Genomic DNA, 25840 nt, shown 5'->3' with positions numbered 1-25840 from the left:
TCGATGGTATGCCGTATACCGTCAAGTGGGCCGATCCAGGCCGGCTGAAAGGGGGAAGGCGCGTTGGCGAGCGGTTCGGTCGATATCACCTACCGGGGCATCTTCCAGAAGATCCTGGCGGGGAACATCGTCAAGACGCTGGTCAAGGCATCGCGGCACTCGGGCAAGATCGGCGGCACCATCTCGCGCTACTCGGACTCGCCCGAGCGGAACGGCATCCCCGCCAAACAGTTCGCGGTCATCGCCGAGTCCGAAGACGAGCTCCACGTCCAGATGGCCAAGTACGAGCCGGACAACGTCCGCCTGATCGCGGCGCTGGACGACACGCTGGCCAAGGGGCACGAGTCCTGGGCCTGGTACGGCATCCGCCCGATCCACCTGGGCCTGGCGGAGGGCGGCGCGCTGCTGGTCGTCTCCGACCATGAGCGGAGCAAGCTGCTGGAGTTCATCCCGCAGCTCCCCTTCGACTGGCGCCTGGGGATCCTGCCGGGACAGAAGTCCTTCTCCGGCCTCTGGGTCTACCACGACGACGGCACCGAGTTCCGCGTCCTGGGGGCCATCGCCCACCTGATCCCGGAGGTCGTCCGCCTCGAGGACCTGGAGAAGGAGGTCGCCAAGGGCCCCAAGGCCGAGCAGCACCTCGAGGGGCTGCGCCAAGGCTACCGCGAGGTGCAGGTCAGCACCGTGCCCGCCGGCGTCGGCGCGCCCTACACCTACGAGCCGGTCCGGCTGCCCGAGTGGAACGAGATGGCGGAGGCGATCATCGTCCCGGCGGCGCCCCGCGGCGGGCGGCAGGAGGCCTTCAAGAAGTTCACCACCCGCTCCGAGCGGCCGGTGATCAACTTTGATGCCTGCACCCAGTGCAAGCAGTGCTTCATGGAGTGCCCCGACTCGGTCTTCGAGCTGACGCCCGAGGGCACCTACCGGGTCGAGTACGAGGCCTGCTGCGGCTGCGGCATCTGCGCCGAGGTCTGCCCGGTCGACGACTGCATCGTCATGGTCGACGAGCTGGCCTTCGACGACAACCACGACCTGTACGCGGACTGGAAAGCCGACAAAGCCGCCTACGCGAGGTTCTTCCAGACGCTCCTCGACACCCAGCGGGTGACCGCCCGCTCCAGCCGGAGGAAGGTGACCGCCTGATGGCTGTGACAGAGGCTTCCAAGCGATTCGCGCAGCACGAGGAACTGATCACCGGCACCGAGGCGGTGGCGCAGGCGCTCCGCCTGGCCGACGTGGACGTGATGGCCGGCTATCCCATCCGTCCCTACGACAGCGTGATGAGCGCCGTCGCCAAGATGATCGCCAACGGCCAGATGGACGCCGACTTCATCATCGCCGAGAGCGAGCACTCGCAGTTCGAGATCGTCAAGCACGCTTCGGCCACCGGGGCGCGGGTCTTCGTCGGCTCCTCCGGCGTCGGCTGGATGTACGCCATGGAGGCCATCGTGGTGACGGCCGCGCTCCGGCTGCCGGTGGTGGCGCTGGTCGGCAACCGGGCGCTGGACGACCCGGGCGCCTTCGGCGTGGAGCACAACGACGCGCTGGCGGTGCGGGACGCGGGCTGGCTCCTCTACTGGGTGGCGGAGGGGCAGGAGGCGCTGGACACCACCTTCCTCGCCTACCGGGTGGCGGAGGATGCGCGCGTCTCGCTCCCCTGCGCGCTCTCCATGGACGGCGCCTTCCTGACGCACTCGCAGCACCTGGTGATGGTGCCGGAGAAGGATCTGGTCGAGGCCTTCCTTCCTCCGTACGACCTGAAGAAGCGGCGCTTCCACCCCGACAACCCCATCTCCATCGCCCCCCAGTACAACGAGGACTGGGTGATGGAGACGCGCAAGCAGTCGGACGCCGCCATGCGCCGGGCGCGCGGCGTCATCGCCGAGGCGTACGAGGAGCTGAGGCGGCTGACCGGCCGGGGCGACCCGAACCCCTTCGTCGAGACCTACCGGATCGAGGACGCCGACTACGTGCTGATCGGGATGGGGACGGTGGCCATGCCGATCAAGGTGGCGGTGGACCAGATGCGGGAGCGGGGGAAGCGGGTGGGCTTCCTGCGCATCAAGTGGTTCCGGCCCTTCCCGGACGAGGAGCTGCGGCACTTCCTGCACGGCCGGAAGGGGGTGGGAGTGGTCGATCGCGACTACTCGTACGGTTCCACGCGGCATGGCGGCGCGGTCTACAACGAGGTGCGCAGCGCGCTCTACGACCTTGCGGACCGGCCGCCGGTGATCGGCTTTATCGCGGGCCTCGGAGGCCGTGAGGTCTCGGTGGAGGACGTCTTCCGGATCCAGGAGCAGCTGGAGAGGTCGGCCGCCGGCGACCTCCTGGCCGAGAGCGCCCACTGGATCGGCGTCCGTGGCCCTGTGGAATAGCGGCTCGCGGCGACGCGAACCGCCGGGCGAAGGCGATCTCGCCAGGAGGTGGAAGCGGAGATGGCGATCACGGAGGCGCGGCCCGCGGGGCGGCCGGATCTGGCCCCCATCCGGACGATCCGAGACGTTCCGGTCGAGGAGTTCTACACCTCGGGCCATCGCACGTGCCAGGGCTGCCACTCGGCCCTGCTGATGAAGTACCTCGCCAAGGCGGCCGGTCCGAGGACGGTCACCATCGGCGCCACGGGCTGCATGTACGTGGCCAACACCAGCTACTACGCCACGCCCTGGGTGATCCCCTGGATGCACACCCAGCTGGGCGCCACCGGGGCCGCCGTCATCGGGGCGGCGGCGGGCTACGCGGTGCAGCAGCGGAAAGGGAAGCTTCCTGAGGAGCCGATCAACGTGATCGGCATCGCCGGCGACGGCGGCGGTGCGGACATGGGGCTGTCGGCCATCTCGGCCGCCCTGCAGCACACCCAGTACAACGCGCTGATCATCCTCTACGACAACGAGTCCTACGCCAACACCGACATCCAGGCGTCGGGAAGCACCCCCTGGGGCGCGGTCACCGCCTTCACCCCCTCGGGGACGGTCAGGCGCATCACCCAGGACCGCTGGAAGAAGAACACGCCGGCCATGCTGGTGGCCGGCCACCCGGAGGCGCGCTACATCGGCTCGGCCAGCGCCGCCTTCGGCGTCGACGTGATGAACAAGATCCGGACCGCGCTCCGGGTGGGCGGGCCCACCTACCTGCACGTGCACGACGCCTGCCCGAAGGGCTGGGATTTCGACCCCCGCTACTCGCGGGAGCTCGGGCAGCTGGCGGTGGAGTGCGGCGTCGTCCCGCTCTGGGAGGTCGTCGAGGGCGAGCTGCGCTACAACGGCATCACCAGGCAGATCGTGGAGGGCCGTCGCAAGCGGAAGCCGGTGCGCGAGTACCTGATGCGGCAGGGGCGCTTCGCGCACTTCACGGAGGACGACATCGAGTACTTCCAGTCCAAGGTCGACGAGATGTGGGAGAAGTGGATCCTGCCGGGCTTCCTGCCGGTCGCGGCGCTCCCCGAGGGGCTGCCGCGGCCCGGCCGGAAGCTGGCGGCGCCCGCTGACGGCGCGGTCGACGAGGGGGCGGCCGGCGAGGGCGCCGGCGAGGCCGCCCCGTAGGCGGCGAGCCGAGCCGGAGGACGAGGGCGGCGAGCGGGCTGGGAGGCAGGTGGTGTGGGCGGCCGGAGGCGGCCGCCCGCGCCGCTTTTCGGCCGCGTGCTAGACTGGGTCGCGTGAGGCGAACTGGGTGAACGTCTTTCGGCCGCTCTTCCCCTTCCTGAGACGCGAACGGTGGCATTACGTCCTGGGCGTGCTCGCGCTGGTGATGACCGATACGCTCGGTCTGGTGGAGCCGACGCTGATCGGGCGGGCCACGGACGCCATCGTCCGCCTGCACGGCGGCGCCGCCGGCGGCGCCCGGGCAGGGCCGGTCATGACCGAGGTCTACCGCTACGTGGCGCTGATCGCCGGCCTGGCGGTCGTGACGGCGCTCTTCCGCTACGTCTGGCGGCAGCAGGTCCAGGGCGCCTCCCGGCGCCTGGACTACGCGCTGCGGGATCTGCTCTTCCGGCACTTCCAGCGCATGGGGCCGCGCTTCTACGCCGAGCACCGGACGGGCGACCTGATGGCGCTGGCGACCAACGACGTGCAGGCGGTCCGCTTCGCCTTCGGCAACGGCGTCGTCAGCCTGGTCGACTCGGTCTACATCACGCTCGTCACCATCGCGCTGATGGCCACCTCCATCAGCTGGCGGCTGACGGTGGTGGGACTCCTTCCTCTGCCGCTGATCGCGCTGACCGCCTGGCTCTTCCGGCGGGTGACGCGCGAGCGGTTCGCCGAGGTGCAGGCCAGCTTCGGCGACCTCTCCGACCTGGTCCGGGAGAGCGTGGCCGGGATCCGGGTGGTCAAAGGGTTCGTCCTGGAGGCCCGCCAGGCCGAGGCCTTCCGCGACCGCGCGCGCCAGCTCCAGGAGCGGAACCTGGCCATGGCCCGGGTGCAGGCGCTCTTTCAGCCGCTCATCCAGGTGCTGAGCGCCCTGGCCACCGTCATCGTCCTGGCCTACGGCGGCGCGCTGGCCATCGCCGGGCAGATCAGCCTGGGGGAGTTCGTCGCCTTCAACCTCTACCTGGGCGCCCTGGTCTGGCCGATGATGGCCATGGGCTGGGTGGTGGGGCTGATCCAGCGCGGGCAGGCCTCCATGGAGCGGATCGACCGGCTCCTGGCCGTGCGCCCGGAGGTCTCGGACGGGCCGGAGACGCGGCCGGTGCAGGAGCTCCGCGGCGCGCTGGAGGTGCGCGACCTCACCTTCCGCTATCGGCCGGAGCTGCCGCCCGCCCTGGAGGAGGTGGGCTTCCGCCTGGAGCCGGGCCAGATGCTGGGCGTGCTGGGACGGACCGGCGCGGGCAAGTCCACGCTCTGCGACCTGCTGCTCCGGCTCCACGAGGTGCCGCGCGGGCGGATCCTCTACGACGGCGTCCCGGTGGAGCAGCTGCCGCTGGACACGCTCCGCCGCCAGGTGGCCTACGTCCCCCAGGAAGCCTTCCTCTTCGCGACCACGGTGCGCGAGAACATCGCCTTCCGCCCCGAGCAGGTCAGCGACGAAGAGGTGGAGCGGGCGGCGCGGCTGGCCGGGATCCACGACGAGATCGCCGCGCTTCCCCAGGGGTACGAGAGCGTCCTCGGGGAGCGGGGCATCAGCCTCTCCGGAGGCCAGCGCCAGCGGGTGGCCATCGCCCGGGCGCTGGTGGGGCGGCCGCGGGTGCTGATCCTGGACGACTGCCTCTCCGCCGTCGACACCGAGACCGAGGCGCGCATCCTGGCCGGTCTCCGGACGGTGATGCGCGAGACGACCACCGTCTTCGTCTCGCACCGGGTCGCCTCGCTCCAGGGGGCGGACGAGATCCTGGTCCTGGACCAGGGTCGGGTGGTGGAGCGGGGCCGCCACGCGGAGCTCCTCGCCCGGGGCGGGCTCTACGCCCGCCTCTGGGAGGAGCAGCGGCTCGAGGCGGAGCTGGCGGCGGAGGGGGCGGGCAGCGAAGCGGTCGACCGGGAGGGAGGCCTCTGGCCCACCTCGACGGGCGAGAGGACGCGGAGGGAGGCGGCACCGTGAGCGGGCGCGAGCAGGAACAGGAGGAGGAGCGCGACCTGGAGCAGCTCGACCCGCATGTCCTGGCCCGGCTGATCCGGCTGGCGCGGCCGTACTGGAAAGGGTTCGCCCTGGCCGCCCTGCTGGTCCTCGCCTCCACGGGCGCCAGCCTGGCCCGTCCCTACATCCTGAAGGTCGCCATCGACAGCATCATCGTCCCCGCCGCCCGGGCCACCCTCCAGGGCTGGGCGAGCGCCCCCCAGCTCCGGGCCGGGGCCGTCCAGGCGGTCCTCCACCTCGGGCTGATCCTTCTGGCCGCGGTGCTGGTCCAGTTCCTGGCCGGCTGGGCCCAGACGCTCATCCTGGCGCGCAGCACCCAGGCGCTGCTGGCCGAGCTCCGCCAGCGGCTCTTCGCCCACGTGCTGGCGCTGGAGACGGCCTTCTTCGACCGCGCGCCCGTGGGCCGCCTGGTGACGCGCCTGACCAACGACGTGGAGGCCCTCAGCCAGTTCTTCAGCGAGGCCCTGGTCACCTCGCTCAACGACCTGGCGCTGGTGACCGGCTCCGTGGCGGTCATGTTCCGGCTGGACGCGCGGCTGGCCGCCGTCTCCCTGGCTCTGATGCCGCTGGTGGCGGCGGTGACGGTGCTCTACCAGTCGCGGGCGCGGCGTGCCTACCGGGCGGTGCGCAGCCGCCTCTCGCGGGTGAATGCGGCGGTGGCCGAGAACGTCGACGGCATGCGCACCGTCCAGATCTTCCGGCGGGAGGAGGCGCAGCACCAGAGCTTCGACCGGGTCAACCGCGACTACCTGGACGCCAACATGCGCCAGCTCTTCGTCTTCTCGCTCTACTACCCGTCCATCCACCTGCTCGGTTCCTGGGCGACCGCGCTGCTGCTGGTGGCGGGCGCGTCGGCCGTCCTCCACGGTGCGGTCGCCTTCGGCGTCGTTTACGCCTTCCTCAACTACGTGCAGCAGCTCTTCCGGCCGATCATGGACCTGGCCGAGAAGCTGGACCTGGTCCAGTCGGCCCAGGCCGGGGCGGAGCGGATCTTCGGCCTGCTGGACACGCAGGCGCGGCTGCCCGAACCCGGCGTGGAGGAAGCGGCCCGGCGCGCGCCCGTCGAAAGGGTGCGGGGCGCGCTGGACTTCGACCGCGTCTGGTTCGCCTACGAGCCGGGCCGCTGGGTTCTCCGGGACGTCGACTTCCACGTGGAGCCGGGGGAGATGGTCGCCTTCGTCGGCCCCACCGGCGCCGGGAAGAGCTCCATCATGAGCCTGGTGACGCGGCTCTACGAGATTCAGCGGGGGAGCATCCTCCTGGACGGACGGGACATCCGCTCCTTCCCGGTGGCGGAGCTCCGGCGCCAGGTGGGCGTGGTGATGCAGGACGTCTTCCTCTTCGAAGGAAGCGTCGCCGAGAACATCCGGCTCGGCGACCCGTCCGTCCCGCTGGAGCGCGTCCGGGAGGCGGCCCGGGCGGTGGGGGCGGACCGCTTCATCGAGCGGCTGCCGCACGGTTACGAGACCGCGCTGGGCGAGCGCGGGACCGGCCTCTCGGCGGGGGAGCGCCAGCTGATCGCCTTCGCCCGCGCCCTCTGCTTCGACCCGCCCCTCCTCATCCTGGACGAGGCCACCTCCAACGTGGACACCGAGACCGAGATGCAGATCCAGCAGGCGCTGGAACGGCTGAGCGCCGGCCGGACGACGCTGGTGGTGGCGCACCGGCTCTCCACCGCCCGCCGGGCCAACCGGATCCTCGTCGTCCAGGGCGGCCGCATCCGCGAATCGGGCAGCCACGCCGAGCTCCTGGAACGGCGCGGCCTCTACTGGCGGCTCGTGCAGGTGCAGGCGCTGGCAGGGGGGTAGAATAGCGCTGTCGGGAGCGGCAGGAAGTCACGGGGCGGGGGCGTCCGCGCGCCCGACGCTCCATCCCAAACTGCGGGAGGTGCGCGCGATGGCGCGAACCATGCATGCGGCCCAGCTCGTCGAGTACAAGAAACCGTTGGAGATCCGCGAGGTGCCGGTCCCCGAGCCGCGGGGCGAGCAGGTGCTCGTCCGTATCGGCGGCGCCGGCCTCTGCCACTCCGACCTCCACCTCATGGCGGGCGAGATCCCGATCCTCCCCGGTCTCCCCTTCACCCTGGGCCACGAGAACGCGGGCTGGGTGGAGGCGACCGGCGAGGGCGTCCGCGGCCTCGCCAAGGGCGAACCGGTCGCCGTCTACGGCGGCTGGAGCGAGCAACCCGACCGGTTCGCCTGGTCGGGCCAGGAACAGCTGACCGACACCCGGAAGTGGGTGGGAATCGGCCTTCCGGGCGGCTACGCCGAGTACCTGCTGGTGCCCACCTACCGCTACCTCCTGCCGCTGAACGGCCTCGACCCGGTGGAGGCGGCGCCCCTGACCGACGCCGGCCTCACCCCCTACCGGGCGGTGAAGAAGCTCCTGCCGCGGCTCTACCCCGGCAGCACGGTGGTCATCATCGGCGTCGGCGGCCTCGGCCAGTTCGGCGTCCAGTACGCGCGGGCGCTGACGCCGCGCTGCACCGTGGTCGCGGTCGACGTCGACCCCCGGAAGCTCGAGATCGCCCGCGAGCTCGGCGCCGACCACGTGATCCAGAGCCGCGAGGAAGACCCCGTGGCCAAGGTGAAGGAGCTGACGGGCGGCGAGGGAGCCCAGGGCGTCGTCGACTTCGTCGGCGCCGACTCCACCATGGCGCAGGCGTGGGCGATGGCGGGCCGCCAGGCGCGGGTGGTGATCGTCGGCCTCGCGGGCGGGAAGCTGGAGTTCAGCACCGGTCTGCTCAACGAGGCCGAGCTGACCACGAGCAACTGGGGAAGCCTCCTGGAGCTGAGCGAGGTGCTGGAGCTGGCCCGGCGCGGCGTCGCTCGCCCGCGCATCCGCCGGGTCCGCTTCGAGGAGATGAACGAGGCCTTCGACGACCTCGCGCACGGCCGGATCGAGGGGCGCGCCGTCCTGGTCCCCGCCTGACGGCCTGACGGCGCCCACCGGACGGAGCGGGACCGGGCGTGCGCGGCCGGGGGGCGGAGCGGCGTCCTCCCGGTCGGGCAGCAGCCCGGTCCCGTGCTTCAGAGTTCCATCGCCCCGGGTACGACGTAGCGGAAGAAGAGGCCGATCAGGATCAGGTAGGCGAGGAGAACCAGGGTCCAGCCCATGTTGTGCCGGATCACCTCGCCCTCGTTGCGCACGAGCCGGCTGGTGGAGACGCCGACGCTGGCCGTCTGCGGGGCGATCGGCTTGCCGATCTCCGACCCCACCGAGTTGAGCGAGGGGAGGAGGAGGGCGGGGAAGCCGAGGAGCTTCCCGGCCACCACCTGGATCTGCCCGAACATGGCGTTGGTCGAGGTGTTGCTCCCCGACAGCGCCACGCCCACCCAGCCCAAGACCGGCGCCAGGACCACGAAGGCCGGTCCCACCTTGGCGAAGCTGTAGGCCAGCGAGGCGGCCATCCCCGAGTAGTTGAAGACGTAGGCGAGCCCGAAGATGAAGAACGCGACCAGGAGCGCGCCCCACATCTGCCGGAAGGTGCGGGCGAAGACCTCGCCCAGCGTCCGGAGCGAGGGGCGCAGGATGGCGGTGATGACCAGCCAGCTGGCCAGGATGGCGGTGCCGCCGCCCAGCGGCGTGAAGGCGAAGGCGGACGTCACCTCCCGGTGCGTCACGGAGGAGACCGCCGAGGTGGAGAGCTTGAAGAGGGTGAGCGAGGGCAGGTGCGACCAGGGCCCCGTCCAGGCGACCACCACCACGATCAGCACGATATAGGGAAGCCAGGCCTCGAGCGCCGCCCTGAGACCGCCCCCGTTCCCCGCCGGATCGTCCGCCGCCGCGGCGAGCGGCGACCCGCCGAAGCCCCGCACCACCCGCGGCCGCCAGACGCGCAGGAAGGCGTAGAGCACCCAGAAGGAGACCAGCGACCCGGTCAGGTCGGGCAGGTAGGGGCCGACCCACTGGGAGACCGGGTACTGGCCGGCGATGTAGGAGAGCGAGGCGACCAGCGCCAGCGGCCAGGCCTCCTTCAGCCCCTGGCGGCCGCTGACAAGGTAGATGAGGATCCAGGGCGGGAGCAGCGCCAGGACGGCCACCAGCTTCCCCACCGAGGCCGAGAGGGCGAACGGGTCGAGCTGCGTGACCACGCCCAGGGCCAGGATGGGCGCGCCCAGCGCCCCGTACGAGACGGGCGCGTTGTTGGCCAGCGCGGCGACGCGGATCGCCTCCAGGTCGCTGATGCCGATGCCGATCAGGATGGGCGCGACCACCGACCAGGGATAGCCGAAGCCGACCAACCCCTCCAGCAGGGCGCCGAAGGACCAGGCCAGGAGGATGGTCTGGACGCGGATGTCGGCCGTCGCCTCGGCCAGGATCCAGCTCTTGAAGCGGTCGAAGCTGCCCGTCAGGACGAGCGTGTTGAAGATGACCAGGCCCCAGAAGGTGATCCAGTCGATCACCCACGTGCCCTGGAGGGCGCCGTAGAGGTAGGCGGCCAGCGCGCCGCCCGCCGGCGCCCGCCAGACCAGCATGGCCAGGGCGAGGGTGACGGCGCTGCCGACCAGCGTCGCCAGCCAGGCGCTCAGGCGGAAGACGGCGAGCAGGACGAGCAGGAAGGCCAGCGGCACCAGGGCGAGCAGGACGGTCAGGGGCGGGCTGCCGGTGGGGTCGAGGATCTGGGCGAACAAGCCTCTCGCCTCCTCCCGAGGGCGGCGGGCCTCAGACGGGGAGCACCTTGCCGGGGTTGGCCAGCCCCTTCGGGTCCCACGCCCGCCGCAGCTCCGCCTGGAAGCGGAGCTCTTCGTCGCTGTACATCAGCCGCATCTCCTCGCGCTTCTCGATGCCTACGCCGTGCTCGCCGGTGATCGAACCGCCCTCCTCGACGCAGGCGCGAAGGATGGCGGAGCCGGCGCGGATCGCCCGCTCGCGCTGGCCCGGCCGGCGGTCGTCGAAGAGGATCAGCGGGTGGAGGTTCCCGTCGCCGGCGTGGAAGACGTTGGCGATGCGGAGCCCGAACTCGCGGCGGATCTCGTCGACTTGGCGGAGCACCCGGGGGAGCCGGCTGCGCGGGATGACGCCGTCCTGGACGTAGTAGCTGGGCGAGAGATGGCCCATGGCGCCGAAGGCGGTCTTCCGGTTCTGCCACCAGAGGTTCCGCTCGTCGGCGCTCCGCGCCACGCGCACGTCCTGGACGCCGTTGCGGCGGGCGATGGCCACGATGCGCTCGGCCTGCTCCTCAAGCCCGGCCTCGATCCCGTCCACCTCGACCAGCAGGACCGCGCCGGCCTCCGGCGGGTAGCCGACCCGGTAGGGGCCGAGCTCGACGCCGTCCATGGCCAGGCGGTCCATCATCTCCATCGCCGCGGGGAGGATGCCGGCCGCGATCACGTCGGAGACGGTCCGGCTCGCCTCGTCGGGCGTGGCGAAGAGGGCGAGGACGGTCCGTACCGCCTGCGGCCGCCTGACCAGCCGGACCACCGCCTCCGTGGCCAGCCCGAGGGTGCCTTCCGAGCCCACGAAGAAGCCGGTCAGATCGTATCCCGGCAGGTCGGGCGCCGCCCCGCCCAGGCGGAGCCGCCCGCCGCGGGGGATGACCACCTCCAGGCCGAGGACGTGGTTGGTGGTGACGCCGTATTTGAGGCAGTGACTTCCTCCCGAGTTCTCCGCCACGTTGCCGCCGATGCTGCAGGCCACCTGGCTCGACGGGTCGGGCGCGTAGAAGAAGCCGAACGGGGCGACCGCCTCGGTCAGCGCCAGGTTGGTGACGCCCGGCTCCACCCAGGCGCGCTGGCTCTCGGGGTCGACGCGGACCAGGCGGCGGAGACGGACGAGGTCGACGACGACGCCACCTTGCCAGGCGACGGCGCCGCCCGAGAGGCCGGTGCCGGAGCCGCGGGGGAGCCAGGGGACGTCGTGCTCGTCGAGGAAGCGGATCACCCGCTCCACCTCCTCGCGGTCATGGGGGAGGACGACGGCCTGGGGCAGGCCGCTGAAGACGGTGTTGCCGTCGCACTCGTAGGCGAGGAGCCGCGCCGAACCGGCCAGGACGGAGTCGGCGCCGACGATGGCCGCCAGGCCGCGGACCACCTCGGCGGGGAGGCCGGCTCCTCCGTCCGCCGGCAGGCGGTCAACCGCTCCGGCCATCGCCCGTCACCTCCTCGGCGCGATACGCCTCGTCCAGCAGGACGACCGGGTGGACGACGCGAACGGGGCGCCCGGCCCGCCTGGCGCCCAGCGCCATCTGGAGCGCGCAGCCCGGGTTGCCGGTTGCCACCACCTCCGCCCCCTCGGGCAGGTCGGCCGCCTTCCTGTCCATGAGGCGGAAGGAGAGGTCGGGATGGCCGATGTTGTAGACGCCGGCGCTGCCGCAGCAGCGCCCCGCGTCGGGCATCTCGAGCAGCTCCACCCCCGGGACGGCGCGAAGGAGGCGGCGCGGCGCCTCGCGGACCCCCATCACGTTGCGCAGGTGGCAGGACTCCTGAACCGTGACCCGGAGCGGCACGGGGCCGGCGCCCCGGGCACCGCCCGGCGCCGCCCGCGGAGGCTCCCAGCCCTGGCGGTCGAGGAGCTGGCTGACGTCGATCACCCGTTCCGCGAGGCGGCGCGCCCGGCCAGCCCAGGCGGGTTCCTCGCCGACCAGCTCCGGGTACTCCAGCAGCGCCGCGCCGCAGCCGCCGGCGGTGGTGACCACCCAGTCGACCCCGGCCTCCAGGGCGCCCAGGAAGACCTCGACGTTCCGCCGCGCCAGCCGGACCGCGGTCTCGCGGTCGCCCTCGTCCCGGTGGAGCGCGCCGCAGCAGACCTGCTCCCTGGGGATCACCACCTCGTAGCCGTTCCGCGCCAGGACCCGGGCCGCCGCCTCGTTGACGCCGGTGAAGGCCACGTCCTGGATGCAGCCGGTGAAGAGCGCCACGCGCCCGCGGGCGCGGACGCCGGCGGGCGGGGCGAGGCGGCGGATCCGCTCGCGGACCGTCCAGCCGCGCACCTCGGGGAGGACCGACTCCAGCTGGCGCAGGTGGTCCGGCAGGAGGCCCAGGAAGCGGAGCCGCTGCAGGAGCCGCCGCAGCCCGCTGCGCTGGTAGAGGCGGGCGAGGCGGGCGAGCCGCGCCCAGCGGCGAGGATGCGGGACCAGGTGGCGGAAGGCGAGCCGCCTCCAGAAGGAAGCCCGGCGCCCGGCCCAGACCTGGCTCCGGGCCTGCTCGATCAGCGCGCCGACGCGGACCCCCGACGGGCAGACCACCTCGCAGGCGCGGCAGTCGAGGCAGGTGTCGACGGGCTCCAGCCAGGCCGCATCCCGGCGCGAGAGCCGTCCCTCGGCGGCGGCGCGGACGAGGTAGACCCGGCCGCGGGGGGAGAGCTCCTCCAGCCCCGTCTCCTGGTAGGTGGGGCAGGCCGGCAGGCAGAAGCCGCAGTGGACGCAGGCCTCCCAGAGTTCGGGCTTCCCGGCCCCGTCGCTCCGCTCCGGGACCGCGCCCGCCTCGGACAGGGCCATGTTCAGATCCCCCCCACGAAGCGCCCGGGGTTGAGAAGCCCCCGGGGGTCGAAGCGGGCCTTGATCGCCCGCATCAGCTCGACGGACGGCGGCGGCGCGCCCCAGGCGGAGAGCCGGCCGCGCAGCCGCTCCGGTGCCTTCTCGAGGACCAGCGCACCGCCGCGCGCCTCCACGACCTCCCGCAGATGGCGGAGGAAGCCCGCCCACCGGTCGAGCGCCGCTTCCTCCTCCGCGGGGGTGGCGAAGAGGCGAAGGACGCCGTGGCCGGGCCCCGCCACACGGGCCGCCTCCAGCTCGCGCCGGTCGGCCTCCTCCAGCACCGCCGGCAGGTCGGCCAGGGCGACGCCCGCGCGGGCGACCAGTGCAGCCTCCGGCAGCCGGTGGTGGAAGCGCCACCAGAAGTCGTCGGAGGACCCTTCCTCCAGGCGGTCGAGCGAGAGGCGCGCCGGGGCCGCTCCTCCCTCGCCGGCGAGGGTGGCCAGCCGGTCGCGCTGGTAGGCCACCTCCCGTTCCCCGCCCTGGAGCTCGACGGCCAGGCAGGGGCGGGGGGAGAGCCCGAGGGTGGAGGAGGCGGAAGGGTCGAGAAGCTCCAGCGCGGTGGGCAGGAGCTCGGAGGCGAGGAGACGGCGGGCCAGATCCTCCAGCTCCCTCGTCGCCGGGGGCGTGCCGGAGGCAAGGACGAGGAGCGTCTCCCGCCGTTCGGGCAGCGGGCGGACGCGCAGCCAGGCCTCGCTGATCACCGCCAGCGTCCCCAGGGAGCCGACCAGAAGGCGCATCACGTCGTAGCCGGCCACGTTCTTGACCACGCGGGCGCCGTTGTGCATGCGCCGCCCGTCGGGCAGCACGAACCTCAGCCCCGTGACCGCGTCGCGGGGCGTGCCGAAGGCGAGGCGCCGGGCGCCGCTCGCCCCGGTGGCGAGAAGGCCGCCCACCGTACCGCCCGGGACCGCCACCGGCTCGACAGGGAACCACTGACCATGGGGGCGAAGGAAGGCCTGCAGCTCGTCCAGCCGCGTCCCCGCCGCGACGCGGACGACCAGCTCTTCGGGCGCGTATTCGGTCACCCCGCGCAGCCCGCGCAGGGAGAGCAGAAGGTCGGCGGCGGCAGGGGGCTCGCCGAGCTGCCACTGGCTGGCGCCCCCCTGGGGGAGGACGGCCCGTCCCTGCTGGTACGCTTCCTGGAGCAGGCGGGCCAGCTCCTCCTCGGAGCCGGGTTCGGCGCGCGCGGGCGAGGGGCGGCCGCGCGACGCCGTGCTCGCGGATCCGTCGCGGGGAGGTTCGGGCTGGCCGGGCGAAAGCCGTTCCATCGTTCCACACTCCCCTCCCGGAGCGCGATGGACGAGAAGGAGAGGGGTGGGGTGGCAAGCGGATACCGTGCGTTTTACACTTCGGAACAAGGTTTTTTGTTACGGAACGATCGTAGGTGAGAGATCCGGCGGGTGTCAACCGGCGGCTTTCGACCCGAAGGGGGGCCCGACCCTTGCCGAAGGAAGGCGACCGCGTCCAGGCGCTGGACCGCGCCCTGGATCTCCTCGAACAGCTGGCGCACCACCCGCGCGGCCTGGCCCTGGGGACCCTGGCCAGCCGCAGCGGCCTCCACAAGAGCACGACGCACCGTCTCCTGCATACCCTTGCCCAGCGCGGCTACGTCCTCCAGTCCGAAGACGGCGTCTACCGGCTGGGCCTCCGCCTGCTCCAGCTCTCCAGCTCCCTGCTGGAGGGGATCGACCTGCGGGCCGAGGCGAGGCCGGTCCTCCAGGAGTTGCTCGACCGGACCAACGAGGTGGTCCACCTGGTGGTGATGGAGCAGGGCGAGATGGTCTACATCGACAAGCTCGAAGGCACCCAGACGGTGCGCATGCACTCTTCCGTGGGCAAGCGGGTGCCGGCCCACTGCACGGCGGTGGGGAAGTCGATCCTCGCCCACCTCCCCGAGCCCGAACTGGATCGGCTGCTGGCGGAGAAGGGGCTCCCCCGCCACACCCCGCGCACCATCACCGACCCGGAGGAGCTCCGGCGCCACCTGCGGCAGGTGCGCGAGGCCGGCTACGCCCTCGACCTGGAGGAGAACGAGGAAGGGATCGTCTGCGTGGCCGCGCCCGTCTCCAACCATCACGGCCAGGTGGTGGCGGCCATCAGCATCTCCGCTCCCGCCATGCGCATGGGCGGGGCGCGCATCGAGGAGCTGATCCCGCTGGTCCGCCAGGCGGCCGGCCGGATCTCCGCGCGCCTGGGGGCGGGACCGCTTCCTCTTCCTGGTCCCGAGAACGGCCGGCAGGGTGACGGGAGGGGGGAGCGAAAAGGGGAAGTAGAACGGAACACCGTTCCGTAATGCGAAATACGGGGGGCGCTGACCGTGGCGGAGAAGGTGACGCTCGACGGGGTGGAGATCCGGGCCGAGATGACGCCGGCCTTCGCCGAGATTGCGACGCCGGAGGCGCTGGCCTTCGTCGCGCGGCTGGAGCGGGAGTTCGGCGCCCGCCGCCTGGAGCTTCTGGAACGGCGGCGGGAGCGGCAGGCGGCCTTCGACCGGGGGGCGGTGCCCGGCTTCCTGGAGGAGACGAGGAGCGTCCGCGAGTCCGACTGGGTCGTCGCCCCGATTCCCGCCGACCTCCAGGACCGGCGCGTCGAGATCACCGGACCGGCCTCCGACCGGAAGATGGTGGTCAACGCCTTCAACTCGGGGGCCAGCACCTACATGGCCGACTTCGAGGACGCCAACTCCCCCACCTGGGAGAACGTCCTCCAGGGGCAGATCAACGTCCGCGACGCGGTCCGCCGGCAGATCGACTTCGTCAGCGAGGAGGGGAAGCGCTACCGGCTGAACGACCGGGTGGCCACCCTCCTGGTCCGGCCGCGCGGCTGGCATCTCCCCGAGAAGCACATCCGGGTCGACGGGCGGTCGGCCTCCGGCGCGCTGGTCGACTTCGGCCTCTTCTTCTTCCACAACGCCCGCGAGCTCCTGGAGAGGGGGAGCGGGCCCTACCTCTACCTGCCCAAGCTGGAGAGCCACCTGGAGGCGCGGCTCTGGAACGACGTCTTCACCTGGGCGGAACGGCAGCTGGGCCTGCCCCACGGTGTGACCAAGGCGACCGTGCTGATCGAGACGCTGCCGGCGGCCTTCGAGATGGACGAGATCCTCTGGGAGCTGCGCGACCACTCGGCCGGTCTCAACTGCGGCCGCTGGGACTACATCTTCAGCACCATCAAGACGCTCCACGCGCACGAGGAGTGGATCCTTCCCGACCGCGCCCAGGTGACCATGACCGTCCCCTTCATGCGCGCCTACACGCAGCTGGCCATCCGCACCTGCCACCGCCGGAACGTCCACTGCATCGGCGGCATGGCCGCGCAGATCCCGGTCAGGGACGACCCGGAGGCGAATGAGCGCGCCTTCGCCCTGGTCCGCGAGGACAAGGAGCGGGAGGCCGGCGACGGGCACGACGGCACCTGGGTGGCGCACCCCGGCCTCGTCCCCGTGGCCAGGGAGGTCTTCGACCGCCGGATGCCCGGCCCCAACCAGATCGACCGGAAGCGGGAGGACGTGCGCGTGACGGCCGAGGAGCTGCTCCGGGTGCCGGAGGGGACCATCACCGAGGCGGGCGTCCGCAACAACCTGAGCGTCGCCGTCCAGTACATCGCGGCCTGGCTGGGCGGCCGGGGCGCCGTCCCCATCTTCCACCTGATGGAGGACGCCGCCACGGCCGAGATCGCCCGTACCCAGCTCTGGCAGTGGCTCCACCACCCGCGGGGCGTCCTCGACGACGGGCGGCGGGTGACGGCGGAGCTTCTGGAGAAGCTTCTCGACGAGGAGATGGCGAAGATCCGGGCGGAGGTGGGCGAGGAGCGCTCCGCCGGCGGAGACTACGAGGAAGCGCGGCAGATCCTGCGCCAGCTGACCTTCCAGGAGGAGCTCCCCGGCTTCTTCACCCTGGCGATGTACGAGCGCCTGCCCTGAACGCGCGCCGCCCGGAGGGACCCGGGAAGGAGGCGACGGGACGGTGTCCGGCGAGGCCGGTGCGGCCGGGAACGGCGGCACCGTCGATCTCTTCGTCAGTTGCATGGTCGACCTGTTCCGGCCCCAGGCGGCCGTCGCCGCGCTCCGGCTCCTGGAGCGGCGCGGCTTCCGCGTCCGCTTCCCGGAGCGGCAGACCTGCTGCGGGCAGTTCGCCTTCAACGCCGGCCACGACCGCGAGGCGGCCGAGCTGGGGCGCCGGCTGGTGGCGGCCTTCGAGGAGGCAGGCGATGCGGCTCCGGTGGTGGCGCTCTCCGGCTCCTGCGCCGCCATGGTCCGCGCGGAGCTGCCCGGGCTGCTCGAGCGGGAGGCCCGCGAGCGGGGCGAGAGCGGGGTCGAGGCCTCGTCCTGGGGCGAGCGAGCCCGGCGCCTGGCCGGCCGCGTGGTGGAGCTGAGCGAGTTCCTGGAGCGGGTGGGGGCCGAGGAGCGTGAGACCGGGGAGGACGGTCCGCCCCGCGCGCCGGCGGGGAGGGAGGCGCCCCTCCGCGTCGCCTACCACAACGGCTGTCACATGCGCCGGCTCCTGGGGGTGCGCGAGGCGCCGCTCCGCGCGCTCGAGCGGGCCGGGGTGGAGGCGGAGGAGCCGCCGGCCGCCGACCAGTGCTGCGGCTTCGGCGGCACCTTCTCCCTGGTGGAGCCTTCGCTGGCGGCGGTGATGGCCGACGCCAAGCTGGCCCAGGTGGCCGAGAAACGCCGGGAGGGCGCGGCGGCGCTGGTCAGCGCCGACCTGGGCTGCCTCCTCCACCTGGGCGGGCGCCTCCGGCGGCGGGGAGACCCGTGGCCGGTCGTCCACCTGGCGGAGCTGCTGGAGCTGGCCGAGGAAGGCCGCCTGGACCCCGCCGCCCTCGCCTCCGCCTCGGCGCTGCCGGCCGGGGCGCCGGCGCGGCACCCGGCACCGGCGGTTTCCGCAACGGGGGGCGAGGAGCCGTGAGCGGCAGCCTGCCCCTGGACCGGGCTCCCTGGACCGTCCGACGGAGCCGCGGCCTCCTGGACCCCGACCTGCGGCGGGCGGCCACCGGCGCCACGCGCCGCCTCCAGGGGAGCAAGGAGGCCGCTTACGCCGAGTACCCCCAAGGCGAGGAGAGGCGCCGCCGCGCCGTGGAGGCGAAGCGGCGCGCCATCCGCCAGCTGGACGCCCTGCTGGAGCGGCTGACCGGGCAGGTGGAGGCGCGCGGCGGCCACGTCTTCCGCGCCCGCGGGCCCGAGGAGGTGGCGGGCTACGTCCTGGAGGTGGCGCGGCGCCGGTCGGCGCGGCAGGTGGTCAAGTCGAAGTCCATGGCCACCGAGGAGGTGGAGCTGAACGCGCGCCTGGAGGCCGGCGGCCTCCGCGTGCGCGAGACCGACCTGGGCGAGTACATCATCCAGCTGGCCGGCGAGAGGCCCGCCCACATCCTGGCCCCGGCGGCGCACAAGAGCCGCGCCCAGGTCCGCCGGCTCTTCGAGCGGGAGGCGCGGGAGGCGGGCGAGGCCCCGCCCGCGGGCGAGAGCCCGGAGGAGCTGACCGCCTTCGCCCGGCGGCGCCTGCGGGAGGAGTTCCTCCGGGCGGAGATCGGGATCACCGGGGGCAACTTCCTGGTGGCGGAGACCGGCACGCTGGTGCTTTTCACCAACGAGGGGAACGGGCGGATGGTCACCTCGCTGCCACCCGTCCACATCGCGGTGGTGGGCGTCGAGAAGGTGGTGGCCACCTGGGAGGACTTGGCCGACCTCATCGAGCAGCCGCCGCTGAGCGGCGTCGGGCAGCGGCTCTCTTCCTACGTGAGCCTGCTGAGCGGGCCGCGCCATCCTGGCGAGCTGGACGGGCCGGAGGAGTTCCACCTGATCCTCCTGGACAACGGGCGGAGCGAGCTCCTGGGCACCGAGTTCGAGGACGTCCTGAGCTGCATCCGCTGCGGCGCCTGCCTCAACGCCTGCCCCGTCTTCCGGAACGTGGGCGGGGGCCATGCCTACGGGAGCATCTACAGCGGCCCCATCGGCGTGGTGCTGACGCCGCTCCTGGCCGGCCTCGAAAAGGCGCCCGAGCTGCCGAAGTCGCTCTGCAGCATGTGCCACGCCTGTGGAGAGGCCTGCCCGATGGAGATCGACCTGCCCGGCCACATCCTCCGCCTCCGCCGCCAGGAGGCGGAGCGCGGCCTGGAACCCCGCGGCTACGCCGCCATGCTGGCGCTCTGGTCGCGCCTCTGGTCGAGCCCCTCGGGCTTCGTCCTCTCGGCGCGGCTGGGGCGGCTGGGACAGCGGGCCTGGGAGCGGGACGGCCGCCTGACCGGCGGGCCGGGCCCGTTCTCGGCCTGGTTCGTCGGCCGCGACATGGCGCCGCTCGCCCGGGAGAGCTTTCACGAGTGGTGGCGGCGGAACCGGGGTGGTGCACGGTGACGGGCGAGGAGCGGGTCGAGGCCTTCCGGCGGCGCTGGGAGGCGCTGGGCGGCCGCGCGGTCCTGGCCGAGGAAGGTCGGGAGGGTGTCCGCGCCGCGGTCCGCCGGGCGGTGGAAAGCCTGCTCGCGGAGAGCGCCGCGGCCGGCGGCCCCGCGAGCCCCGGCCCAGCCCCCGTCTCCGCCGACGGCCCGGACGGCACCCCGCTGGCCGTCCTCTGGGACGATCCGGAACTCGCGGCCCTCGACTTGGCCGAGCTCCTGGAGCGTCTCGGCCTCCGGGCCGCCGTCTGGCGCGCCCAGGGGTCGGAGGAAGCTGCGGAGGCGGCCGCGCGCCTCCGCGGCCAGGCCGCCCGGGCGGTGCTGGGCGTCACCGGCGCCTCCTGGGCGGTGGCCGAGACCGGGACGGTGGCGCTCAGCTCGGACCGCGGCAGCGGCCGGCTGGTCAGCCTCCTCCCGCCGGCCCACCTGGCCGTGGTCCGCCGCTCGCGGGTGGTGGAGACGGTGGGGGAGGGTTTCCGGCTCCTGATGGAGGAGGCGGGCCGGCGCGGGGGACTGCCCTCGGCCGTCCACCTGATCAGCGGCCCCAGCATGAGCGCCGACATCGAGGGGGAGCTGACGGTCGGGGTCCACGGGCCGGGACGGGTGGTGGCGGTCATCGGGGAATGGTGAGGGCGGCTCTCCGCGTTACCATGGAAGACGGGAGGGATGGCTGTGGGACGACTCGACGGCCAGAGGATCGCGCTTCTGATCGGACCGGGCTTCGAGGATTCGGAGGCGCTCTACCCTTACTATCGCCTCCAGGAGGAGGGCGCCCGCGTCGAGGTGGTGGCGGTCGAGCGGCCCGGCGGCTCGGTGGTCGGAAAGCACGGCGTGCCGCTCACCGTCGACAGGGATGTGGCCGAGGCGAGGGCGGCGGAGTATGACGCGCTGGTCCTGCCGGGCGGCCGCGGGCCCGACGCCATCCGCACCAACCCCGACGTGCTCCGCTTCACCCGCGACTTCTTCGACGCCCGGAAGCCCGTGGCGGGCATCTGCCACGGTCCCCAGATCCTGATCAGCGCCGACCTGGTCCGGGGGGTCCGCCTGACCGGCTACAAGAGCATCGCCCAGGATCTGAAGAACGCCGGCGCGCTCTACGAGGACCGCGAGACGGTGGTGGACGAGCGGGTGCAGCTGGTGACCGCGCGACAGCCTTCGGATCTGCCGGCCTGGCTTCCCGCCGTCATCGACCGCTTCGCGGCGGCGCGGGCGGCCAGCGCCAGCCCGGCCCGCTGAGGCGCCGGACCGGGCGGCGAGCACGGAGCGGGAAGGGGCGACCCGCCGCCGCGGGCCGCTCCTCTTTCTGTCCCTGAAGACCCAGAGCGTGAGCAGGAGGAAGGACACGGCCCGCGGTCTCCTTCGGCGCCCCGTGTTCCCGGCCGCAGGTGCCCGCGCGCGCCCGCTTCCTGAGGCTCACCCCTCTCGCGGGGCGATGTCGCCGGAACTGGGGCGGGAAGGGGAAGCGCGGGCGGGGGCGAAACGGTAAGCAACCTGCCGGCCTTCCGGGCCCGACTCAGCGAGGAGTGATGGGGGTTGCCAGCGACATCCGGGGCGAGTCGCCTCCGCTTCTTCTTTTCTTCCGTGGCCGTCCTTGCGGCGTTGGTCCTTCTGGCGGCGTCTTGCGGCGGCGGTGGCGGTGGCGGAGCTGCCAACAGCGGGTCGGCCAGCCAGACGACCGGCAGCTCCGGCTCCGGCACGCCGTCCACCGGCACGGGCCCGTCCGTGGAGCCTCCCGCCCAGACGGGTCCGGCGGTCCACATCCTGGAGCCGGGCCCCGGCTCCACGGTCCAGTCGCCGTTCACCGTCAAGCTGGCCGTGGACAACTTCAAGCTGGGCGCGCAGCAGGACGGCTCCATCGTGGTCCAGGTGGACGGGAAGAGCGTGGCCACCACCGACCAGCTTCAGCTGACCGTCCAGGCGGCCCCCGGCAGCCACGCGCTCACCGCGATGCTGGTGGATGCGCATCAGAAGCCCCTGCCCGGCATGGCCGCCCAGGTGACGGAGGCCGTCACCGTCAAGTAGCGGCTCCCGCGGCCTCGCTCAACGCCCCAGGTGCGCGCGACGATGAAGAGGGGCGAGGGGTGAGCGAGGATGGCGGGCGGCGAACCGCCCGAAGGGCGCGCGCCGGGGAAGGACCGCCCGGGGCCGGGGCGCAGGAGGTTCCGGTGGACGCTGCGAGCCAAGCTGATGGCCGGCTTCCTCGTGGTCGACCTCCTGGTGCTGGCGGTGGGCGTGGTCGCCGTCGCGGGGCTGAGGGCCGAGGCGTCCGGTTACCGCCTTCTCACCGAGCGGGCCGTGCGGATGGAGCTGGCGGCCTGGCGGCTGAACCAGGCGGAGACCGACGCCGAGCGCTCGGTCGCCATGTACCTCCTGACCGGGGATTCCACCTACGAGAGCAGTCTCGAGTCCGCGGTCGCCCAGTCGGACGCCGCCGCGCGCGAGATGGCCGGCCTGGCCACCTCCCCGGCGGAGCGGCGCCGGCTGGGCGACCTGCAGCGCGTGCGCCAGGCCTACCACGCGGACGTGCGGCGGGTGGTGCAGGACGCCGCCTCGCTCCACCCGGGGGACACCATCGCCATGATCGGCCAGACCTCCGAGCTTCACTCGCTCCGCGCCGTGGTCAGCCAGGGCGCCGACGACCTGGTGGCCATGGCCTCCCAGGAGGCCGAGCGCCTGGAGCGAGCGGCGGAGAGGACCGCCAGCCAGAGCACCGGGGCGACGGCGGCGGTCACCCTGGGGGCGCTGGCGGCGGCGGTGGCGGCGGCCCTCTGGCTCTCGCACCTCTTCTCGGCGCCCTTGCGCGGGCTGGCCGCGGCGGCGGAGCGGGTGGGCCGCGGGGAGCTCAAGCTGGGGGCGATGCCGGCGACGGGCGACGACGAGAGCGGTGACCTGGCGCGAAGCTTCCAGAGGATGGTCGACGAGCTGCGTTCGCTCCTGGGCGGGGTCCGCGCCACTGCCCAGCAGCTCTCGGCCACCGGCCGCGAGCTCCTGACCTCCGGCGACGGGACGGCCCGGGCCGCCACCGAGATCGGCGAGGCCATCGGCCGGGTCGCGGCCACGGCAGGCGCGCAGGCGGCGCAGGTCGAGGCGGCGGCCGGCGCGGTGGCCGACCTGCGGGCGGCCATCGAGCAGATCGCCCAGGCGGCCGAGCGGCAGGCGAACCAGGTGGAGGAGGCCTCGCGGACGCTGGAGGTCCTGGGCGAGGCCATCCGGGCCGTGAGCGAGGAGGGCGGACAGGCGCTGGCCAGCTCCGGACGGGCGATGGAGGCCAGCCGGAGCGGGGGTGAGGCGGTTTCGGCCACGCTGGTCGACCTGGCCCGGGTGCGGGAGCTCTCCGCCACGGCGACGGCGGCGGTGGCGGAGCTGGGCGAGCGCTCCCGGCAGGTGGGGCGCATCGTGGAGACGGTGGCGGGTCTGGCCGAGCAGACCAAGCTGCTGGCGCTCAACGCGGCCATCGAGGCGGCGCGGGCGGGCGAGCACGGGCGCGGTTTCGCCGTGGTGGCCCAGGAGGTGCGCCGGCTGGCGCAGCGCTCCACCGAGGCGACCCGGGAGATCGGCGAGATCCTCGAGCGCATGGCCGGCGGGGTGGGTGGGACGGCGGCGGCCATCGCCCAGGTGGACGAGCGGCTCCAGGCCGGCGCCTCCCGGGTCGACGAGGCGCAGGAGGCCCTCGGGGCGATCCGGACGGCGATCGAGGAGACCGATCATGCCATCCGCTCCATCGCCGCGCGGAGCGAGGCGGCGCGGGAGCACGCCGGGGCGCTGGCACGGGTGATGGAGGGGCTGGCCACGACGGCGGAGGAGAACGCGTCGGCCGCGGAAGAGATGGCGGCCAGCGCCGCCGAGGTGGGCCACGCCATGGGGCTGCTGACCGCCGACAGCCAGGCCACCGCCTCGGCCAGCGAGGAGGTGAGCGCCGCCGTGGAGGAGCTGGAGGCCTCGAGCCGCGAGATGCGGGAGACGGCGGCGGAACTGGCCGGGCTGGGGGAGAGGCTGCGGGAGCAGCTGACCCGCTTCCGGCTGGAGGAGGAAGCGGGGCCGGAAGAGGCGCCGGAGACGGGGGACGCTTCCTCGCCGACCGACGCCTGAACGGCGCCTTCTCCGCGGTCCGGACGCCACGCCCGCGGCCTGCCATGTGCCCGGTGGCTGCAAGCGGTCAGGCTTCGGGCTTCTCGCCGGGCTCTCCGCCGAGCTCTTGCAGCCGCCGGCGTACCATCCGCAGGCGTTCCTCCAGATGGGTCGCCATCCGCTCGAGATGCTGGCGATCCTGCCAGTGGGGCGGCTCCAGGCCGGCAGCCTGCCAGCCGGGGCCGCGGCCGCCGGCGGCCTGCCAGCTGCGAGCTCCGCACCCTCCGGGCATGCCCCCACCGTGGCGCATCGTTCCACCTCCTTCCTCTCCGTGTCGTGGGACGAGGCGGTAGCTGCCACCGCCCACCGCGATGACCCAGCCCTGGGTCAGAGCCTGGGCCGTCTTGCGGCGTGCCGTCGCCAGGAGGCGCTGAAAGGTGCTCTGGGAGACGCCCATCCGGGCGGCCGCAGCTTCCTGGTCGAGGTTCAGCGCGTCCGCCAGGCGCAGGCTCTCCCACTCGTCCACCGTCAGATCCACCCGCCCGGGCCCGGCCGGCGGGCCTCCGGCGGGAAGGAAGGCGGTGACGGGCGGCTCACAGCCGATCCAGCGCGGCTTCCGGTGCCGGGGCATCCTCCTCGCTCCTCCCGTAATGGGTATATACCCAATATGGCGTCACTGCAAACCGTCCCGGAAAAATCACCCGAAGGTGCGATCCTCGGTTCGCCCGGACCGGGCTGACGCGGCCGGGTCCCAGGCCCCTACCTTCAAGGTGGCGGAGGCGCGTCGCATCTTCCGCAGGCGCGACTTCCCGCCGGGGAGGTGGAGGCGGTGGGTCTGCCCGCGCTGGCGCCCTGGGTCGGCGGAACCGGCGACCTGGGGACGGCACCGCCCTGGCCGGCGGTGGGGGCGGGTCTGTTGGTGGCGCTGGCGGTCTGGGCCGCCGGGCGGCTGCTCGAGCGGCTGGACGCCCGCTTCCACGCCCAGGAGCTCCGCCGGATCGAGGCCTTCCTCGACCAGGAGTTGGAGGTGGAGCACGGCTGGGTCACCTGGGTCTACGCCGGCCTGAACGAGGAGAGCCGCGCCCTCTACCGGCAGGTGGCGCGGCAGGAGCGGTTCGTGGGCCGCTTCCTCCGGCTGGAGGTCGGCGAGCGGGCGGAAGGCCATCCGGGCGACGGCTGGCCCGGCGACGGCCCGCTCTACGGGCACCGGCTGATCCTCCACTTCGACACCGAAGAGGGCAGCCGGACGGTCTGGGTGGACGGCTTCGGCGGCGTGGAGGTGGAAGAAGGGACGCTGCGGGTGCTGCAGTGCGGTTCCGACCCCTACCTGCTCCGCCTGCGCAAGGCTGACCGGCGGACCGCCCTGGCTCCGCGCCGGCGCCCGCCCGCCTAGCCGGGCCCCGGGGCCGCTCAGGAACCGCCCGCGCGCGGCACCCCGTCGCTACCGGCCCCGCGCCCGCCCCCCAGGAGCGGTTCCAAAAGCCGCGTGAACTCCATCGGGATGACGAACTTGGTTCCCTGGCCCTGGGCCATGCTGCGCAGGACGTCCAGGTACTCCAGCGTCATGGTGTTGGCGTCGACGGAGCGGGCCACGCCGTAGATCGCCTCCAGCGCCGTGGCAAGCCCCTGCGCGGCCAGGATCTGCGACTGCTTGGCGCCCTCGGCGCGCAGGATGGCCGCCTGCTTCTCGCCCTCCGCCACCGTCACCGCCGCCTGCTTCTGGCCTTCGGCCTCGGTGATCATGGCCCGCCGCGCCCGCTCCGCCGACATCTGGCGGACCATCGCCTCCTGGACGTCGGCCGGCGGCGTGATCTCGCGGATCTCCACCCGCGTCACCTTGACCCCCCAGCCCTCGGTGACCTCGTCCAGCTTGTCCGCCAGCGTCTGGTTGATGTAGTCCCGCCGCGCCAGCACGTCGTCCAGGGTGAGGTCGCCCACCACCGCGCGCAGGTTGGTGGTGGCCAGACCGATCACCGCGCTGGAGAAGTCGGTGATGCGGACCACCGAGTTGACCGGGTCCTCCACCCGCGAGTAGACGAGGAAGTCGATGCCGATGGGCGCGTTGTCCTTGGTGATGGAGGTCTGCTTGGGAATCTCCAGGAAGCGCTCGCGCAGGTCGACGGTGACCGGCCGGTCGACGACGGGGATGAGCAGGACCAGACCCGGGCCGCGATGGCCGATGCACTTCCCCAGGCGGAAGACCACCAGCCGCTGGTACTCGGGGACGATGTGGATGACTGCCCGCAGTAGGAGGACGACGATGGCGAGGACGAGCAGGAAGAGGATCAGACCGGGGATCGACATGCTTTCCACCGCCCTTTCGCCCGCTCTCGGGCTCCTGCC

21 protein-coding genes are annotated in these 25840 nt (G+C 73.1%); 15 read left to right on the top strand and 6 right to left on the bottom strand.

Going from position 1 to position 25840, the window contains the following annotated elements; translation table 11 throughout:
- Nucleotides 1–63 precede the first annotated feature (63 nt).
- From QJR14_10420 to QJR14_10395, 6 genes are all read left to right on the top strand, one after another.
- Nucleotides 64–1143, top strand: coding sequence for a (4Fe-4S)-binding protein (locus tag QJR14_10420; protein ID MDI3318013.1), 1080 nt, complete (start codon nucleotides 64–66; stop codon nucleotides 1141–1143).
- Entirely contained in the window at nucleotides 1143–2375 is a 1233-nt protein-coding gene (locus QJR14_10415; GenBank protein ID MDI3318012.1) for a pyruvate ferredoxin oxidoreductase, read from the top strand. Before QJR14_10420 ends, QJR14_10415 begins: the two co-directional genes overlap by 1 nt.
- 60 nt (nucleotides 2376–2435) lie before the next feature.
- The gene (locus QJR14_10410) at nucleotides 2436–3539 is read left to right on the top strand and encodes a thiamine pyrophosphate-dependent enzyme (GenBank protein MDI3318011.1); all 1104 of its coding nucleotides are present in this window, start codon (nucleotides 2436–2438) and stop codon (nucleotides 3537–3539) included.
- A 127-nt stretch (nucleotides 3540–3666) separates the two neighbouring features.
- Entirely contained in the window at nucleotides 3667–5529 is a 1863-nt protein-coding gene (locus tag QJR14_10405; GenBank protein MDI3318010.1) for an ABC transporter ATP-binding protein, read from the top strand.
- Nucleotides 5526–7373, top strand: a complete 1848-nt coding sequence (locus tag QJR14_10400; GenBank protein ID MDI3318009.1) for an ABC transporter ATP-binding protein — start codon at nucleotides 5526–5528, stop codon at nucleotides 7371–7373. Before QJR14_10405 ends, QJR14_10400 begins: the two co-directional genes overlap by 4 nt.
- An 88-nt stretch (nucleotides 7374–7461) precedes the next feature.
- Entirely contained in the window at nucleotides 7462–8496 is a 1035-nt protein-coding gene (locus QJR14_10395; protein MDI3318008.1) for an NAD(P)-dependent alcohol dehydrogenase, read from the top strand.
- Between the two features lie 98 nt (nucleotides 8497–8594).
- On the opposite strand, the gene QJR14_10390 is transcribed toward QJR14_10395, so the two are convergent.
- Genes QJR14_10390 through QJR14_10375 form a run of 4 tightly spaced genes read right to left on the bottom strand, consistent with a single transcriptional unit; the run spans nucleotide 8595 to nucleotide 14310 of the window.
- Entirely contained in the window at nucleotides 8595–10199 is a 1605-nt protein-coding gene (locus tag QJR14_10390; GenBank protein MDI3318007.1) for an L-lactate permease, read from the bottom strand.
- 31 nt (nucleotides 10200–10230) lie between these two features.
- Complete coding sequence (locus tag QJR14_10385; protein MDI3318006.1) at nucleotides 10231–11655, bottom strand: FAD-linked oxidase C-terminal domain-containing protein; 1425 nt, start codon at nucleotides 11653–11655, stop codon at nucleotides 10231–10233.
- Nucleotides 11639–13003 (bottom strand): (Fe-S)-binding protein, encoded by a 1365-nt coding sequence (locus QJR14_10380; GenBank protein ID MDI3318005.1) that lies wholly within the window; start codon nucleotides 13001–13003, stop codon nucleotides 11639–11641. Before QJR14_10380 ends, QJR14_10385 begins: the two co-directional genes overlap by 17 nt.
- A 2-nt stretch (nucleotides 13004–13005) precedes the next feature.
- Entirely contained in the window at nucleotides 13006–14310 is a 1305-nt protein-coding gene (locus QJR14_10375) for an FAD-binding oxidoreductase (GenBank protein ID MDI3318004.1), read from the bottom strand.
- A 173-nt stretch (nucleotides 14311–14483) separates the two neighbouring features.
- Here QJR14_10375 and QJR14_10370 point away from each other — a divergent pair, with 173 nt between their 5' ends.
- The 8 genes from QJR14_10370 (at nucleotide 14484) to QJR14_10335 (ending at nucleotide 23518) form a co-directional block, all read left to right on the top strand.
- Nucleotides 14484–15335, top strand: coding sequence for an IclR family transcriptional regulator (locus tag QJR14_10370; GenBank protein ID MDI3318003.1), 852 nt, complete (start codon nucleotides 14484–14486; stop codon nucleotides 15333–15335).
- Between the two features lie 24 nt (nucleotides 15336–15359).
- Complete coding sequence (gene aceB / locus QJR14_10365; GenBank protein ID MDI3318002.1) at nucleotides 15360–16961, top strand: malate synthase A; 1602 nt, start codon at nucleotides 15360–15362, stop codon at nucleotides 16959–16961.
- A gap of 43 nt (nucleotides 16962–17004) precedes the next feature.
- Complete coding sequence (locus QJR14_10360; GenBank protein MDI3318001.1) at nucleotides 17005–17949, top strand: (Fe-S)-binding protein; 945 nt, start codon at nucleotides 17005–17007, stop codon at nucleotides 17947–17949.
- Complete coding sequence (locus QJR14_10355; GenBank protein ID MDI3318000.1) at nucleotides 17946–19391, top strand: LutB/LldF family L-lactate oxidation iron-sulfur protein; 1446 nt, start codon at nucleotides 17946–17948, stop codon at nucleotides 19389–19391. The genes QJR14_10360 and QJR14_10355 overlap by 4 nt, the downstream gene beginning before the upstream one ends.
- Nucleotides 19361–20059: a lactate utilization protein gene (locus QJR14_10350; GenBank protein ID MDI3317999.1), complete on the top strand. Its 699-nt coding sequence runs from the start codon at nucleotides 19361–19363 to the stop codon at nucleotides 20057–20059. The genes QJR14_10355 and QJR14_10350 overlap by 31 nt, the downstream gene beginning before the upstream one ends.
- A gap of 36 nt (nucleotides 20060–20095) precedes the next feature.
- Nucleotides 20096–20665: a type 1 glutamine amidotransferase domain-containing protein gene (locus QJR14_10345; GenBank protein ID MDI3317998.1), complete on the top strand. Its 570-nt coding sequence runs from the start codon at nucleotides 20096–20098 to the stop codon at nucleotides 20663–20665.
- 486 nt (nucleotides 20666–21151) lie between these two features.
- The gene (locus QJR14_10340; GenBank protein MDI3317997.1) at nucleotides 21152–21451 is read left to right on the top strand and encodes a hypothetical protein; all 300 of its coding nucleotides are present in this window, start codon (nucleotides 21152–21154) and stop codon (nucleotides 21449–21451) included.
- A 69-nt stretch (nucleotides 21452–21520) separates the two neighbouring features.
- On the top strand, nucleotides 21521–23518 hold the full coding sequence (locus QJR14_10335; GenBank protein MDI3317996.1) for a HAMP domain-containing methyl-accepting chemotaxis protein: 1998 nt from the start codon (nucleotides 21521–21523) through the stop codon (nucleotides 23516–23518).
- A gap of 67 nt (nucleotides 23519–23585) precedes the next feature.
- Here the strand turns inward: QJR14_10335 and QJR14_10330 are convergent, their stop codons facing one another.
- A complete protein-coding gene (locus tag QJR14_10330; protein ID MDI3317995.1) occupies nucleotides 23586–24128 on the bottom strand; it encodes a DUF134 domain-containing protein in 543 nt (180 codons plus the stop codon).
- Between the two features lie 189 nt (nucleotides 24129–24317).
- Between QJR14_10330 and QJR14_10325 the strand changes: the two genes are divergently transcribed.
- Nucleotides 24318–24890 carry a hypothetical protein gene (locus tag QJR14_10325; protein MDI3317994.1) on the top strand — a complete coding sequence of 191 codons (573 nt, stop codon included), beginning with the start codon at nucleotides 24318–24320 and terminating at the stop codon, nucleotides 24888–24890.
- A 17-nt stretch (nucleotides 24891–24907) separates the two neighbouring features.
- Here the strand turns inward: QJR14_10325 and QJR14_10320 are convergent, their stop codons facing one another.
- Nucleotides 24908–25801 carry an SPFH domain-containing protein gene (locus QJR14_10320; GenBank protein ID MDI3317993.1) on the bottom strand — a complete coding sequence of 298 codons (894 nt, stop codon included), beginning with the start codon at nucleotides 25799–25801 and terminating at the stop codon, nucleotides 24908–24910.
- Between the last annotated feature and the right edge of the window lie 39 nt (nucleotides 25802–25840).

The organism is Bacillota bacterium, assembly GCA_029961055.1.
In the GTDB taxonomy this organism is placed as follows: domain Bacteria; phylum Bacillota; class Sulfobacillia; order JAIMAT01; family JAIMAT01; genus JAIMAT01.
The sequence above is the reverse complement of the archived record's forward strand: the minus strand, read 5'-3'. Positions and strand labels throughout refer to the sequence as shown.

What these genes read in the sequence shown, in the direction of transcription:
- QJR14_10380 (MDI3318005.1), bottom strand. Translation starts at nt 13,003, where the DNA reads ATGGCCCTGTCCGAGGCGGGCGCGGTCCCGGAGCGGAGCGACGGGGCC.
- QJR14_10330 (MDI3317995.1), bottom strand. Translation starts at nt 24,128, where the DNA reads ATGCCCCGGCACCGGAAGCCGCGCTGGATCGGCTGTGAGCCGCCCGTC.
- QJR14_10410 (MDI3318011.1), top strand. Translation starts at nt 2,436, where the DNA reads ATGGCGATCACGGAGGCGCGGCCCGCGGGGCGGCCGGATCTGGCCCCC.
- QJR14_10375 (MDI3318004.1), bottom strand. Translation starts at nt 14,310, where the DNA reads ATGGAACGGCTTTCGCCCGGCCAGCCCGAACCTCCCCGCGACGGATCC.
- QJR14_10385 (MDI3318006.1), bottom strand. Translation starts at nt 11,655, where the DNA reads ATGGCCGGAGCGGTTGACCGCCTGCCGGCGGACGGAGGAGCCGGCCTC.
- QJR14_10320 (MDI3317993.1), bottom strand. Translation starts at nt 25,801, where the DNA reads ATGTCGATCCCCGGTCTGATCCTCTTCCTGCTCGTCCTCGCCATCGTC.
- QJR14_10335 (MDI3317996.1), top strand. Translation starts at nt 21,521, where the DNA reads ATGGCGGGCGGCGAACCGCCCGAAGGGCGCGCGCCGGGGAAGGACCGC.
- QJR14_10395 (MDI3318008.1), top strand. Translation starts at nt 7,462, where the DNA reads ATGGCGCGAACCATGCATGCGGCCCAGCTCGTCGAGTACAAGAAACCG.
- QJR14_10415 (MDI3318012.1), top strand. Translation starts at nt 1,143, where the DNA reads ATGGCTGTGACAGAGGCTTCCAAGCGATTCGCGCAGCACGAGGAACTG.
- QJR14_10345 (MDI3317998.1), top strand. Translation starts at nt 20,096, where the DNA reads ATGGCTGTGGGACGACTCGACGGCCAGAGGATCGCGCTTCTGATCGGA.